Annotated in this window: 9 protein-coding genes; 5 read left to right on the top strand and 4 right to left on the bottom strand. The window is 64.6% G+C overall.

The annotated features are described in order from the left end of the window. Positions 1-296: 296 nt before the first annotated feature. The 4 genes from G0P99_RS11900 to G0P99_RS11885 form a co-directional block, all read right to left on the bottom strand. Positions 297-4,463 (bottom strand): hypothetical protein, encoded by a 4,167-nt coding sequence (locus G0P99_RS11900; RefSeq protein WP_164130037.1) that lies wholly within the window; start codon positions 4,461-4,463, stop codon positions 297-299. A gap of 126 nt (positions 4,464-4,589) precedes the next feature. Further along, a complete protein-coding gene (locus G0P99_RS11895; RefSeq protein ID WP_164130035.1) occupies positions 4,590-7,679 on the bottom strand; it encodes an efflux RND transporter permease subunit in 3,090 nt (1,029 codons plus the stop codon). Beyond that, complete coding sequence (locus G0P99_RS11890) at positions 7,676-8,779, bottom strand: efflux RND transporter periplasmic adaptor subunit (protein ID WP_164130033.1); 1,104 nt, start codon at positions 8,777-8,779, stop codon at positions 7,676-7,678. The genes G0P99_RS11895 and G0P99_RS11890 overlap by 4 nt, the downstream gene beginning before the upstream one ends. A 116-nt stretch (positions 8,780-8,895) precedes the next feature. Continuing rightward, positions 8,896-9,813 carry a LysR family transcriptional regulator gene (locus G0P99_RS11885; RefSeq protein WP_164130031.1) on the bottom strand — a complete coding sequence of 306 codons (918 nt, stop codon included), beginning with the start codon at positions 9,811-9,813 and terminating at the stop codon, positions 8,896-8,898. Between the two features lie 109 nt (positions 9,814-9,922). On the opposite strand from G0P99_RS11885, the gene G0P99_RS11880 reads away from it, so the two are divergent. From G0P99_RS11880 to G0P99_RS11860, 5 genes are all read left to right on the top strand, one after another. Beyond that, positions 9,923-10,966 carry a D-cysteine desulfhydrase gene (locus G0P99_RS11880; RefSeq protein WP_203583082.1) on the top strand — a complete coding sequence of 348 codons (1,044 nt, stop codon included), beginning with the start codon at positions 9,923-9,925 and terminating at the stop codon, positions 10,964-10,966. 42 nt (positions 10,967-11,008) lie between these two features. Beyond that, a complete protein-coding gene (locus tag G0P99_RS11875; RefSeq protein ID WP_164130029.1) occupies positions 11,009-11,971 on the top strand; it encodes a glycine betaine ABC transporter substrate-binding protein in 963 nt (320 codons plus the stop codon). Positions 11,972-12,042: 71 nt separating this feature from the next. After that, a complete protein-coding gene (locus tag G0P99_RS11870) occupies positions 12,043-13,098 on the top strand; it encodes a glycine betaine/L-proline ABC transporter ATP-binding protein (RefSeq protein WP_164130027.1) in 1,056 nt (351 codons plus the stop codon). Next, a complete protein-coding gene (locus tag G0P99_RS11865; protein ID WP_164130025.1) occupies positions 13,095-14,636 on the top strand; it encodes a proline/glycine betaine ABC transporter permease in 1,542 nt (513 codons plus the stop codon). The genes G0P99_RS11870 and G0P99_RS11865 overlap by 4 nt, the downstream gene beginning before the upstream one ends. Beyond that, positions 14,633-15,355, top strand: a complete 723-nt coding sequence (locus G0P99_RS11860; RefSeq protein WP_164130023.1) for an alpha/beta fold hydrolase — start codon at positions 14,633-14,635, stop codon at positions 15,353-15,355. Before G0P99_RS11865 ends, G0P99_RS11860 begins: the two co-directional genes overlap by 4 nt. The last annotated feature ends 146 nt before the right edge of the window (positions 15,356-15,501 follow it).

Genomic DNA, 15,501 nt, shown 5'->3' with positions numbered 1-15,501 from the left:
TCCGTGTGGTTGAAAGTCACCTGTAACTGGTCGCAGGTGGCAGAGGCATTGCCGAACAGCAGCACGTTCCCTTCGTCGGCGTTATAGTCCTGCACCCAGTCCGAGCCGTGACCGCTGGCACCCACGTGGAAGAACTTGTCCGCGCCCGTGCCACACTTGATCCGGTCGGAGCCGAAGCCGCCGTTGACAAAGCCCCCCGCGACGCCGTGCGCACCGCAGGGATCAGGTTGAACGTTCTGCGTTTCGCGAGAGAACGTCTAGAGCCGCCCCGCGAGACGCCTTTTGCCTGTTGCGGCTCAGAGCCCCTCGAACGGCAGGCGCAGGTCGAACACGTCGCTGCCGATCTGGAGATTGATCGACCCCTGGCCCGCGCCATCCACGAGCGCCCACATGATCTGGCCTGTCGGGCGATAGATCACGAAGGCCTCTTGCACGTCGTCATTGCCCGCGCGCTCGCCCGCATCGTTTTCCGTGTGGTTGAAGTTGACCTGGAACTGGTCGCGGGTGGCCGATCCGATGCCGAACAGGAGGACGTCGCCCTCGGCGGCGTTGTAATCCTGTACCCAGTCCGAGCCGTGGCCGCTGGCACCGACATGGAAGAACTTGTCGGCACCGGTGCCGCCGTTGATCCGGTCGGAACCGAAGCCGCCGTTGACAAAGTCGTTGCCCGCGCCGCCAAAAACCAGATCGGAAAACGCCGAGCCGGTGATCACGTCATCGCCATCCTGACCTTGCAAATCGTCCACGCCCGCGCCGCCGGCGATGGTGTCGTTGCCGCCCTGGCCAAAGACCTGGTCGTTGCCTGCGCCTGCATCGACGGAATCGTTTCCCGCGCCCGCAAAGACCACATCGCGCAGATCGGCTCCCGAGGCGCCGCCGATGATGACATCATCGCCCTCGCCACCGTTCAGCGTGTCGGCACCATCGCCGCCGCGCAGCGTGTCGTTGCCGGCAAAGCCGCGCAGGACGTCATTGTCGCCAAGCCCGGAGATGTCGTCATCGCCGTCACCGCCGTCGAGCGTGTCGCGCCCGGGCGTGCCGACCAGGGTCAGCGACCCGCCGGCGACCGGCCCGGTGGCGGCGCTGGTGACGCTCTCGTTGGTGCCGAAATTGTCGGTATAGCTGTAGCGCACCGAGATCTGGGCACCGGCATCGGCGGCCACCAGGGTATAGGTGTCATTGATCGCACCTGCGATGGGCGTGCCGTTGCGCAGCCACTGGCCCGCCTCGGTGGCTTCGATGATGCCATCGGCATCGGCCACCGCGTCGGTATTGGCGCTGAGAGTTTCGCCCACCCGCGCGGTACCTGAGATCGTCACCGCGCCGGTGGGGGCGTCGTTGACGTTCTCGACCGCGCCTGTCGGGGTGCTGGTGACACTCTCACTGGTGCCGAAATTGTCGGTGTAGCTGTAGCGCACCGAGATCTGGGCGCCGACATCCGCCTGCGTCAGGGTATAGGTGTCGCCGGTCGCACCCGCGATGGGCGTGCCGTTGCGCAGCCACTGGCCCGCCTCGGTGGCTTCGTTGATGCCATCGGCATCGGCCACCGCGTCGGTATTGGCGGTCAGGGTCTGGCCCTGCCGCGCGATACCCGAGATCGTCACCGCGCCGGTGGGGGCATCGTTGACGTTCTCGACCGCGCCTGTCGGGGTGCTGGTGACACTCTCACTGGTGCCGAAATTGTCGGTGTAGCTGTAGCGCACCGAGATCTGGGCGCCGACATCCGCCTGGGTCAGGGTATAGGTGTCGCCGGTCGCGCCCGCGATGGGCGTGCCGTTGCGCAGCCACTGGCCCGCCTCGGTGGATGTGTCGATGCCATCGAGATCAGAGACACCGTCGGTATTGGCGGTGAGCGTTTCCCCTTGCCGCGCGGTGCCCGAGATCGTCACCGCTCCGGTGGGGGCGCTGTTGCCGGGCACACCGGTCAGGGTCATGGTCGAACCATCGCCCAGGTTGACGACACGGTCGCCGCTGCCATTGGTCGAGAAGGTGACCGCATCCCGTTCGGCCGAGGAGAGCAGAGAGAAGTCGATGCTGTCCTCGCCCAGGATGAAGTCGGTGACGACATCGTTGCCCATGCCGGTCTCGACCATGAAGTTGTCCGCACCGCTGCCGCCCGTCAGGGTGTCGTTGCCGGCACCGCCGCGCAGGGTGTCGTCACCGCCCCGGCCGTTGAGGATGTCGACATTGCCGCCGCCGAAGAAGTTGTTGTTCTCGTCATCGCCCAACAGGTCGTCGGAATTGTCGGTACCGATCAGGTGCTCGACACCGGTGAAGGTGTCGCCGTTGGCCTCGCCGCCATTGGCGCTGTTGTCCTCGAGGTCGACAACCACGAAATTGCCGCCCGCGTAGCTGACGGTGTCGGACCCTTCGCCGCCGTCGAAACCGTCGGTTCCGCTGTTGCCGTGCAGCAGGTCATCGCCGGCCATGCCCGACAGGGTGTTGTCGCCGCTGTCCCCGGTCAGGGTGTCGCCAAAACCCGAGCCCATCAGGTTCTCGATGCTGGAATAGACATCGCCGCGTGCCTCGCCGGTGTTGCCTGCGGAATTGGACAGGTCGGCGTTCAGCCCGGCGGCGGCCTCGGAGTAGTCTGCGGTGTCGGAGCCGCTGCCTCCGACAAGGGTGTCCTCACCCGCGCCACCGCGGAGCGTATCGTCACCACCGGAACCGACGAGGCTGTCATTGGCGGCGCCGCCCGACAGGAGATTGTCGCCGTTGTCGCCGCGCAATGTGTCCGCGAAGGTCGAGCCGATCAGGTTTTCGATGCTGTTATAGGTATCGCCCGCCGCCTCGCCGGTGTTGCTGCCGGAACTTGCCAGGTCCGCCAGCACGCCGGTTGCCGCATCGGCATAAGAGGCGGTGTCGAGCCCGCTGCCCCCGTTCAGCTGGTCGGCGCCGAGACCGCCGACCAGGACATCGTCATGATCTTCGCCGAGCAGCGTGTCGTTGCCTTCGCGCCCGATCAGCAGGTCGTCGCCGTCATCGCCGCGCAGGTCGTTGTTGCCGGTATTGCCGCCGAGCGTGTCGGCGAATTTGCTGCCAGTCAGGCCGAGGATCTCGGAATAGGTATCCCCTGCCGCCTCGCCGGTGTTGAGGGTGCGGTCGAACAGATCCGCGACGACCCCGGAGGTGGCGTTGCGATAGCTGGCGAAATCGTTGCCGGTGCCGCCGATCAGGTTGTCGGCGCCCAGGCCGCCATCAAGCGTGTCGTTGCCCGCACCGCCGTTCAGAAGATCGTCGTCTTCCTGCCCTTCGAGCAGGTCGTTGCCGTCATTGCCGGTGAGGCTGTCATTGCCCGCGCCGCCGAACAGGTCGTTGGAATTGTTGTCGCCGACCAGCTCGTCGCCGAAGGCCGAGCCGCGCAGGTCAAAGAGGTTGCTGTAGGTGTCGCCGACCGCGTCGCCTGTGTTGGATGCGGTGTTGCTCAGATCCACCCGCAGGCCGGTCGCGGATGTCGTGTATGCCGCGATCGAGGTACCGCCGCCGCTGCCGTCCAGAGTGTCGGCGCCCGCGCCGCCCTCCAGCTCGTTGGTGCCGTTGCCGCCGAACAGCGAGTCGTCGCCCGAATCGCCAAAGATCGAGTCGTTGCCTTCTTCGCCACTCAGCGTGTCGTTGCCGTCGTCGCCATGGATCAGGTCGGCATCGTCGCCGCCCAGAATGGAATCGTTGTCCTCGTTGCCGTTCAGCGTGTCGATGCCATCGAAACCGAAGATGGTGTCATTGCCAGCACCGCCGGACAGGACATCGTTGAGCGGCGAGCCGTTCAGGGTGTTGTTGGCGGAATTGCCGTTCTGCACTTCGCCGCCAAAGTCGGTCGGCTGGAGCTGGCCGTCGATGACGCGCATCTGCCAGACCCCGGCCACGCCGGTATTGCCGACCAGCGTTTCCAGATTGGCGGCCTCGCCAAGCTGATCCGTGGCGGCACCGCCGGACAGGTACACCGGCAAACCGTCATCGGTTCGGGCGCCCATATGGAACTGGCCGTTGCTGCCCTGCATGTCGAAGAAGCGGAAGATCAGTTCGGCGTCTCCGTCGCCGAGATCCATGATCTCGAGCTGGAACGTGTTGGGTGTCGTGACGTTGTTCGAGAACCGCCCGATGGTGTTCCAGGTGACCACGACGGAATCGCGATCCGTGTTGGTGTCGAAATAGACCCCCGGATTGGGACCGGGCGGAAGCGTCCGCGTATCCAGATCGTCGTTGAAAGGCGCGATCGAGAAGTCGATGGCGTTCAGCGTATTGCCGAAGAACACTTCCGGGTTTTCGGTGTTGAAGGTGACGCCGCCATTTGTCCCGATGAGCATTTCGGTGAAGGTCTGGCTGCCGAAGCTGAAGCCGGTCTCGAAGATCGCCGTTATGTCGAACGGCCCCTCTTCGTTGTCGTCGCCCTGGGCGATCAGCGTGCCGCCGAACGGCAGAAGTGAGTTATCGCTAACGGTGGTAAAACGGCTTGGATCGACCATGACTAAACTTTCCCCCGAAGACTTAAGATAATAAAAAAAGGAATCATTCCTGACCCCGATGGTAGCACAAAAGACCGGTTTTTGAGGCAGCCGACCTATGGTTGGCCGCGTTCGGGGTCGGGCGGGTCAGCTCTGACCGGCGGTGGTCAGTTCCTGTTCCAGGGCTTTTTCGACGGCGCCGCGCGGTTTGGTGTACCGGGCGAGCAGGTCGTAGAGCACCGGCGTGGCCGCCAGCATCAGCACCGCCGAGAGGCCCAGTCCGGCGATGATGACGGTGCCGATGGCGTTGCGGCTTTCGGCGCCCGCGCCGGAGGCCAGGACGAGGGGCAGGGCACCGAGGATGGTGGAGACGACGGTCATCGCGATGGGGCGCAGGCGGAGCACCGAGGCGGTGATGACCGCGTCACGCACCGATTTGCCCTCGTCGCGGAGCTGATTGGCGAATTCCACGATCAGGATGCCGTTCTTGGCCACCAGACCTATCAACAGGATGATGCCGATCTGACTGTAGACGTTGAAGGACAGCCCGCCTGCCGACATCGCGTAAATTGCCCCCGCCACACCCACCGGGACGGTCAGCAGAATGATGAACGGATGTACGAAGCTTTCGAATTGGGCGGCGAGGACCAGGAACACGATCAGCAGCGCCATGGCGAAAACGGTGACCGCGCCTACCGAGGTATCCTTGAACGTGCGCGACTGGCCGTCATAGCCCAGCTTGCCGCTGGCCGGGATGATTTCGGCCGCCTTTTGTTCCAGTTGTCCCAGCACGGTTCCAAGGTCAGCGCCCGAGGCCAGCGCGCCGGAGAGCTGGATCGAGGGCAGCCGGTCGAACCGGCGCAGAGATGGGGAGGCGGCGTTTTCGGACACGCTGACCAGCGCACCCAGGGGGACCAGTGTCTTGCCGTCGCCAGAACGCAGGTAGATGTTGTCGATATCCGAGGCGGCGCTGCGGTCGCGCTCCTCGGCCTGGAGCAGGACCGGATATTCGCGGCCCCGGCTGACAAAGGTGGTGACCTGGCGCGAGGCCAGCATCGACTGCATCGTGGTGGCGATGGCGTCGACCGAGATGCCCAGATCGTCGGCCCGTTCGCGGTCGATGCGGACCTCGAGCTGGGGCAGGTTCTGTTCGAAGTCGATCTCGGGGTTGACCAGCCCCTCAATCTCCTCGGCGCTGGCGAGGAGCGCGGTGGCCCAGCCTTTGACGCTGTCGAAATCGGGGCCGCTGACCACGACGCGGACCGGGGTCGAGTTGCCGCGCAGGCCAAGCCCCGCCGGGGTCACCGGGAAGCCGCGCGCGATGGTGACCTCGCGCATTTTCGGGGCAAGCGAACTGGCCACATCGGCAGCGCTCATGTCGCGGTCTTCCCAGGGGGTCAGGCGGAACACGACAAAGGAGCGCCAGGCGCGGTTGCCCCAGCCGGTAAAGGTAAAGACGGTTTCGACCACGCCCTGATCGCGCAGCGGTTGCAGCAGCGCCTCGACCTGACGCGCCGCCTGGTCGGTGTATTCCACGGTGCTGCCCTGGGGGGCGGTCAGCGGCACGAAACCGACGCCGCGATCCTCGCGCGGGGCAAGCTCGCGCGGGAGGGAGCCGTAAAGCAGCGCGGCGCCGCCGGTTACCGCTGCGGTAAAGACCAGCACGACAAGCGGCATGCGCAGCGCGAGCCGGAGGAAAGCGGCATAGGTCCGCTGCACGGCGCCCCGGGGTTCGTCGGGCGCGTCCTTGGCTTCGCCCTTGCTTTTGACCAGGAGTTTCGAGGCCAGCGCCGGGCAGGCGGTGAGGGCGACAAAGGTCGAGATCGCCACGGTGCCGGCCATGACCCAGCCGAACTCGATGAAAAGGCGGCCGACCTGGCCGGGCATGAAGGAGAGCGGCACGAAGACCGCGATCAGCGTGACCGAGGTGGCGATCACCGCAAATGTCACCTGGCGCGAGCCTTTGACGGCGGCCACCAGCGGGGTTTCACCGTTTTCGATCCGCCGCTGGATGTTTTCCAGCACGACGATGGCGTCGTCGACGACAAGGCCGATGGCCAACAGCAGTGCCAGCAGCGTCAGCGTGTTGATCGAGAAGCCCCAGGCCCCGATCAGCACGAAAGCCCCGATCAGCGAGACCGGGATGGTGACCGCAGGCACCAGCGTGGCGCGCAGCGAGCGCAGAAAGACGAGGATGACCGCGACGACCAGCGCCAGCGAGATCAGGAGCGCGATGACCACCTCGCGGATCGAGGCGCCCACAAAGAGCGCGTCATCGGAGCCCACGAGGATTTCCATCCCCTCGGGCAGGGTCGGGTTGATCTTGTCGATCTCGGCGCGCACCGCTTGCGAGATCTGCAAGGTGTTGGACTGGCTTTGCCGCTGGACCGCGACGCCCACCGCATCGCGCCCGTCGCTGCGGGCGATGGTGGAATCGTCTGCGACGCCGGGTTCGACCCGGGCCACGTCGCGCAGGCGAACGGGGTAACCCTCGACGCGGTCCAGAACAACGTCGCGGAAATCGTCGATGCTTTGCAACCGGCTGTTCAGGCGGACGGTGAGTTGCCGGTTGGTCGAGGCGACCTCGCCCGCGGGCAGTTCGACATTGTTGCGGCGGAGCGCGCGTTCCACGTCTTCGACCGTCAGGCGGCGCGCGGCCAGCGCGCGCCGGTCGAGCCAGATGCGGACGGCAAAGGCGCGCTCGCCGTAGACGCGCAGGTTGGCGACTCCATCCAGTGTCGCCAGACGGTCGGCAATGAAGCGGTCGATGTAATCGGTGATCTCGGCCGTGGTCATCCGGTCCGAGACCACTGCCAGGCGCATGACGGGATCGGAGTCGGCGTCGCTCTTCTCGACCTCGGGCGCGTTGGCCTCGTCGGGCAGGTCGTCGCGGACGCGGCCGACCGCATCGCGGACGTCATTGGCGGCGATATCGACATCGTGGCCAGCGGCGAATTCGATCACCACCCGCGACCAGCCCTGACGGCTTTCCGAACTGATCGAGCGGATGCCAGAGATCGAGGCGACGGCGCCTTCGATGGTTTCGGTGATGTCGGTGTCGATCACCTCGGGGGCGGCGCCGCGATAGGTTGTGGTCACTGTGACAACGGCATTGTCCACATCCGGCAGTTCGCGTACCGGAATGTCGCGCAGCGCGGTGATGCCCATCACGATGAGCAGCAGGTTGGCGACGGCGGCCAGAACCGGGCGGCGGACGGAGAGATCTGTCAGCGTCATGAGTCGCTGTTCGTCTTTTGGCCCGCCGCCTGAGGCTGGTTCAGCACCTCGACCGCGCCGCCGTTGCGGACGCGGTGGAGGCCGCGGATCACAACCTCGGCCCCTTCTTCCAGACCGCGTTCGATGGTCACGACCCCGTCGCGGCGCTGGCCGGTGCTGACCGTGACCTGCTGCGCCTTTCCGTCGGCGACGACAAAGACATAGGTTTCGGCGGCCTGAAAGACGATCGCCTCTTCGGGCACGACGATGCGGTCGCTTTGCGACAGAGTCAGTTGCAGCGACATGAACATCCCCGCAGGCAGGGTGCCGTCGGAGTTGGGGATCACGGCGCGGGTGCGAAACGAGCGGCTGACCGGGTCTATGCGGGTGTCCACGGCCTCGATCTGTCCGACGAATTCCCGGTCGGGAAAGGCCGGGCTGGTGGCGGTGATCTCCTGTCCCTTGCTGATCTGGGAAAACAGGGTTTCGGGCAGGGAGAATTCGACCTCGACATCGGACAGGTCGTCGAGCCGGGTGATATAGGTGCCGGCCGTGACCCGGGCGCCCTGATCGACATCGGCAAGACCGACCGTACCGGCAAAAGGCGCGCGGATGACACGTTCGGCGAGCCGCTGTTCGGCCCGGTCGAGCTGGGCGCGGGCCTCGGCCAGCCGGGCGATGGCCTCTTCGAGCGTCGCCTCGGAGACCGTACTGGAGCCGCGCAACTGGGTCACGCGTTCGAGCACACGTTCGCGTTCGATCAGTTTTGCGTCGGCCTCGGCCAGATCGGCGCGGGCAATGGTGTCGTCGAGCTGTACAAGTGTGGCCCCCTTTGACACCTGCTGGCCGGGTTCGAACAGGATCTTTTCGACGCGGCCATCGGCCTCGGGCACGATGTCGATGGACTGGCGCGCGCGGGTGGTTCCGACCGCTTCGACCGTGTCGCTCAGGGTGCGGATCTCGGCCCGGGCGAGTTCGACGACCGCCGGTGTGCCGGAGCGGCGGTTTGCACCCTCGGAGGTGGCGCCAGTGTCGCCCAGAGAGCGCTGATAGTATTCATACCCGGCGTAAGAGAGACCCACGGCCAGCAGGATAATCAGAAACTGTCGCCAGATGGACATGAGCTGCGCTTTTCCAATCGGGGTCGGAAGGTGGGGCGGACGTGGGACTGAGGATAGAACACCACCTTCCGCTGGCAACGTAAAGCGTGTTGGAAAATTGCAGGGCCGGGCGTCTGTCAGCCCTCCTTGACCAGAGAGACGGATTGGCGGACTTCGAGGAAGGTCCAGATCGAGCGCGTCACCCGGTTCGAGCGTTCCTTGTTGCGGAACATGCGGATCGACAGGTCGACCATCCAGTCGGGCTTGCCGGTGCGGACCAGGATGCCGCTTTCCAGGTCGGGCAGCACCAGGCTTTTGGGCAGCCAGGCGACCCCGTCGCCGGCACGCGCCCGGATGCGCAGCGCCCCGGCCATCGAGTTTTCATAGACCGTGCGCAGGCAGTCGGAGATCCTGTGTCGCTGGAACAGCGGTTCCAGATGGGTTCCGATCGGTGCGGCGTCGCCGAAGCGCAGAAAGGGCATGCGGACCCCGGGGGTGTCGAAATCGAACAGCGGCGAGCCGTCCGCGTTGGGTTTGCAGACCGGGACAAGCTGGTCTTCGCCGATCTTGATCGACTCGACCATCCGGTGTTGCGCCGTGTTGGCGCCGACATAGGCGATGACAAAATCGACGTCGCCGTTTTGCAGGTCACGCATGCAATTGGGAAGGTCGTCGGCCCGGAGCCGGGACAGGACGGGGCCATAGGCATCTTCGAGCTCTTGCAGCCAGGCGGGGTAGAACCGCCAGCCGATGGAATGCTGGGCGCCGAAGGTGACGACATATTTGTCGGGAAGCGACTGCGCTTCGAGGATCTGGCTGCGCTCCTGCTCGATCCGGGACAGCGCCTGCAACCCGGCTTCGAGCATCTGCTCGCCCGCGGTGGTCAGGGTGACCGGCTGGTGTGTCCGGTCGATCAGGGTGGCGCCGACCCAGGCTTCGAGCGCCTTGATCCTGCGGCTGAACGCCGGTTGGCTCAGGTTTCCCAGAGCGGCGGCCTGGGAGAAGTTGCCGGTCCGTTTCAGACGCTCTAGGTCCTTGAAGTGGAGGATGTCCATTTTTTCCGATCTCATGCAAATTTTGCATAATGTCATCCAAACATAGCATTGGATCGGTGGAAAGCCCTGTCGCAGTCTTGTGCCAACGAAACTCGCATCAGGATTTGTCATGGCCAACATCGAAACGCTGCCGCGTGAAGCCGCCAGAATTGACTTCGATCGTTTTCCGCGCACGGCGCTGTGTCATCGCCCGACCCCGATCGAGCCCTTGCCGCGACTGAGCGCGCTGTTGGGCGGACCTTCGATTTTCATCAAGCGGGACGATTGCACCGGGCTGGCGATGGGCGGCAACAAGACCCGCAAGCTGGAGTTTCTGGTCGGCGAGGCGATGCAGCAGAAGGCGGATATGCTGGTCACGCAAGGGGCGGTGCAGTCCAACCATGTGCGCCAGACCGCTGCGGCGGCGTGTAAGGTCGGCATGAAGTGCCACGTGCTGCTGGAGCGGCGGGTGCCCGGGCGCGACGCGAGCTATGAAGAGACAGGCAACGTCCTGCTCGACAACCTTTTTGGCGCCACGCATGAATTCCGGCCCGCAGGGCTGGACATGAATGCCGAGGCTGAAGCGGTTACGGCGAAGCTGCGCGAGCAGGGTCATCGGCCCTATTTCATTCCGGGCGGCGGCTCGAATCCTACAGGCGCGCTGGGATATGCCAATTGCGCCCAGGAGATCGTCGATCACACCCGTGAGACGGGTCAGGCCTTTGACTGGCTGGTGATGGGTACCGGGAGCACCGGCACGCAGGCCGGGCTGGTCGCCGGGTTCCATGCGCTGGACCATGCGCTGCCGGTCATGGGTGTCAGTGTCCGGCAACCGCGCGAGCGCCAGATGAACGCGGTGCATGCACTGACCCAGAAGACGCTGGAAAAGCTGGGCGCCGAGGGCATCCCGCTGAGCAAGATCCTGGTCGATGACGGCTATGTCGGCGAGGGCTACGGGATTCCGGCCGAGAGTACTCTGGAGGCAATCCGCCTGCTTGCGCGGCAGGAGGGCATTTTGCTCGACCCGGTCTATTCGGCCAAGGGCATGGCGGGTTTGATCGGAATGGTGCGGCAGGGTTTCTTCAAACCCACCGAAAGGGTTTTGTTCTTGCACACTGGCGGGTCGACGGCGCTGTTTGCCTATCAGGACCAGTTGCTTGCTTCACTGAACTGAAAAGACGCCGAACAACGGCGATAACCAACAGAGGAGACGAAAATGAAATCCAAGTTTCGGGCGCTGATCCTTTCAGCGGCAATCAGCCCCTTGGCCCTGGCGGCGCAGGCCGAAGAGGTCAAGATCGGGGTGCCGTCCTGGACCGGGGCGCAGGCCATCGCACATGTTCTGGGTGAGGTGGTGACAAGCCGCATCGGCGGGACCGTCGAATATGTGCCGGGCAACAACGCCACGATCTTCCAGGCGATGGACCAGGGCAAGGGCGATATCGACGTGCATCCCGATGTCTGGCTGCCCAATCAGGAGAGCTTTACCAAGGAATATGTCGACGGCAAGGGCACCGTGACCCTGTCGTCGAACCCCTATGAGGGCAATCAGGGTTTCTGCGTGAGCCAGGATTTCGCCGCCAAGATGAACATCACCGATATCGCCGATCTGGGCCGCCCCGATGTGGCCGCAGCGATGGACAGCGATGGCAATGGCAAGGGCGAGATGTGGATCGGCGCACCGGGCTGGGCCTCGGCCAACGTGAACGAGGTGAAGGTGCGCGATTACGGCCTGCTCGATTTCATCGAGCCGATCCGGGCTGAGGAAGCGGTGAAGACCGCGCGCATCAAGGACAGCATCGCCAAGGGCGAGGGCTATGCCTTTTACTGCTACGAGCCGCATGCGGTGTGGTTCATGTTCCCGGTCGTGATGCTGAGCGAGCCCGCCTATGACCCGGCCAAATACGTGATGGTGCAGCCCTCGGACGATGCCGACTGGTACCAGAAGTCGATGGTCGCCTCGAAGGATGCGCTGAAGCAGGTGCAGATAGCCTGGTCGAACTCGCTGGCCGACCGTTCGCCCGCGATTGCCGAATTCTTTGGCAAGTTCCAACTGAGCGCCTCGGATGTGAGCGCGCTGGCTTATGAGATCAGCGCCAAGGATCGCGATCCGGCGGAAGTGGCCAAGGAATGGGTCGCCGCGAACTCGGATCGCGTGGACGCGATGCTTGGCCTTTGAGGCCATTGCTGGGGAGGGCGGCGGTGTCTTCTGCCGCCTTCCGCTGCCTTGAACGCGCCCGGTAGGACATGATGGCACAAGAAAAAGTTATCGAGCTTTCAAACGTCTGGAAGATTTTCGGCGGCAGGCCGGAGGCGGCGCTTCAGGCCATTCTGGAGCGGGGCCTGAGCAAGGCCGAGGTGCTGGCCGAGTTCAACGCGGTCGTGGGCGTGGCCGATGTGAGCCTGTCGATCAACCGTGGCGAGATCTTCTGCATCATGGGCCTGTCGGGCAGCGGCAAGTCGACATTGGTGCGGCATTTCAACCGGTTGCTGGAGCCGACGGCGGGAAAGATCGAGATCGAGGGCACCGATGTGATGGCGCTGGGCCCGGGCGAGTTGCAGAGGTTCCGCAATCAGAAGATCGGGATGGTGTTCCAGAATTTTGCGCTGATGCCGCACCGGTCGGTGCTGGACAACGTGGCGATGCCGCTGGAAATCCGCAAAGTGGCCAAGAACGAGCGGATGCGGCAGGCGGCGGCCATTCTGGATATCGTGGAACTCGGCGCCTGGGGCGCCAAGTTCGCGCACGAACTGTCCGGCGGTATGCAGCAGCGGGTCGGGCTGGCACGCGCGCTGGCGGCCAACCCCGATGTGCTGCTGATGGACGAGCCGTTCTCGGCGTTGGACCCGCTGATCCGCCGCCAGTTGCAGGACGAGTTCATCCGGCTGTCGAAGATCCTGAAGAAAACCACGGTGTTCATCACCCATGATCTGGATGAGGCGGTGCGGATCGGTGACCGGATCGCGATCATGCGCGACGGCAAGATGGTTCAGATCGGCACGGCCGAGGATATTGTGATGCATCCGGCCGATGATTATGTGGCCGATTTTGTCGCCGGGATTTCGCGGCTGAAGGTTGTGCATGCGCATGCGGTGATGCAGCCGATTGCCGAATATGTGAGCCGGGCCGGGCCGCTGCCCGCCGATATGCGGCGGGTGGACGAAAGCGAGACGCTGAGCAACCTAATCACCCTGGCGATAGACGACGACAATCCCATTCTGGTGCAGGCGGAAGGTGCCGATGTCGGTGTGATCACCCGTGCCGATCTGCTGCGCACGGTCATTGAGGGAACCGAAGTATCATGACGGATCTCGGCATCAATCCACTGGAAGATACGCAAAGCGAAGCGGCGCTGGCCTATGCCCGCAAGCGGCGCGAGGACATCGCCACCTTTGTGCGGACGAACCCGGAATACTATATCCGGAACTTTGACAAGATCGGTGCCTCGGCCCGGTTCACGCCGACCTTCAACCTGTTTGCGGGGCTGTTCGGGCCGATCTGGTTCGGGGCGCGCGGGCTGTGGTCCTGGGCGCTGCCGTTCCTGATCCTGGAGGCGATTGCTTTCGTCCAGATCGCCCGCGGGCTGTTCGGCGATCTGGGCGCGGATGCGATGGCGCGGATCGCCTCGATCGAGGGGACGCTGGAACTCAGGCGCCAGCAACTGGCGGCGGCGATCGAGAGCGGGTCGGACAAGGTGGATGTCTATACCCGCACGGTGGAGTCGCTGGAGGCCAATATCGGCGGTATCCGGGCCGAGGCCGAGGCGCTGGCGGCGCAGGGGCCGTCGATTGCGCTGGCGGGACTGGCCATTCTGGTGCTGGCCAAGCTGGCGCAGGCCATCGTGGCCAATACCGCACTGGAATCGCGGTTCTCGGACTGGCTGAGCGACCGGACGGTCCGGTTCGGCATGCCGGTGCCGCAGATCGTGTTCAGCGCGGTGTTCATGGCGCTGATCGTGGCGGCGGCCATGCTGCATTACAGTTTTCCGGGGCGCTTTCCGCTGCTGGCCAGCTTTCCGACCGATCCCGATATCCGGCTGATCAGCATTGACTGGGTCGAGGCGTTTTTCAACTGGGCGGTGCTGAATGGCGAGGCGCTGTTTGATGCGATCACCTATTTCATCCGGCTGATGCTGGACGCGCTGGAGATCGTGTTTGTCAGCACGCCCTGGATCGTGATCGCCAGCCTGATCATCCTCTTGACCTGGCTCACCGCCGGGGTGCGCATGGCGATCTACTCCGGCGCCTTCCTCGCTTATATGGGGTTCCTGGGGTTCTGGGAAAAGGCGATGACGACGCTGGCATTGCTGGGCACGGCGGCGTGCCTGTCGATCCTGATCGGTATTCCACTGGGCATGTTTGCGGCGCGGCGGCCGCGGTTCTACGCGGCAATCCAGCCGATCATGGATTTCATGCAGACGATGCCCGCCTTTGTCTTCATGATCCCGGTGATCGCCTTTTTCGGCACCGGCAAGCCTGCTGCGGTCGTCACCACGATGATCTTCGGCGGCACGCCGGTGGTGCGGCTGACCGTGCTGGGGCTGCGCGGTGTGCCAGAGAGCGTGCGCGAGGCGGCGATCAGTTTCGGTGCCAACAAGTGGTACCTGCTGACCAAGGTGGATCTGCCGTTGGCGGCCCCGTCGATCAGGGCGGGGATCAACCAGACCATCATGCTGTCGCTGGCTATGGTCGTGGTGGCCTCGCTGATCGGGGCCAAGGGTCTGGGGGAGGATGTGCTGGAGGCGTTGCAATATGCGAATGTGGGGCAGGGGATCCTGGCCGGGTTCTCGATCCTCTTCTGCGCCATGATCCTGGATCGCATCGTGCAGGGCGGGCGGAGATGAGGCCGCTGGTTCTTGTCCACGGGTTCATGGGTGGGAGCGCGCAATGGGAGTTGCAGGCGCCGCTGGGCTGGGATCGTGCGGTTCATGCCGTCGATCTGCCGGGGTTTGGCGAAAACGCGCAGATGGCGCCGGTTTCGTCCATCGCAGGGTTCGCGGCCTGGGTGCTGGAAGAGGTGTCACGCCTGGGCCTGGAGCGCTTTAACCTGCTGGGTCATTCCATGGGCGGGATGATCGTGCAGGAGATGGTCCGGCAAGCACCGGAGCGGGTGGACAAACTGGTGCTCTACAGCACCGGCGCCGTCGGCGTGTTGCCGGGGCGGTTCGAGCCGATCGAGACCTCGATGGAGCGCGCCCGGGCGGACGGGGCGGCAGCCACGGCCCGCCGGATCGCGGCCACCTGGTTCTTGCAAAGAGAGGCGGCGGGTGAATATCCCGCCTGCGCCGACATTGCCGCGCAAAGCACGCTGGGCGCGATACTGGCCGGGTTGCGTGCCATGCAGGACTGGTCGGGGGTGGAGCATCTGCCGTCGATCAGTGCCGAAACCCTGGTCCTGTGGGGCGACGGAGACCGGACCTATCCCTGGTCGCAGACGGAACGGCTGTGGCGGACGATACCGGGGGCGCAACTGGCCGTCGTGCCCGGGTGCGCGCATGCGGTGCATATGGAGCGTCCCGCCGTGTTCAACCTGCTGGTGGAAGAGTTCCTGGCGCGGGGCTGAGATACTCTGGTCATCGCAGGGCGGCGGCGCTGGGCGCCGCCGGTCCTTTGGTTGCTCGGTCAGGCCAAGAGATCGAACACATCGCTGCCGATTTGCAGGTTGATCGAGGACTGGCCCGCGCCATCCACCAGCGCCCACATGATCTG

It is taken from the genome of Ruegeria sp. PrR005 (assembly GCF_010500245.1).
GTDB classification, from domain to species: Bacteria; Pseudomonadota; Alphaproteobacteria; order Rhodobacterales; family Rhodobacteraceae; genus Ruegeria_B; species Ruegeria_B marisflavi.
This window is presented reverse-complemented; position numbering and strand designations above follow the sequence as displayed.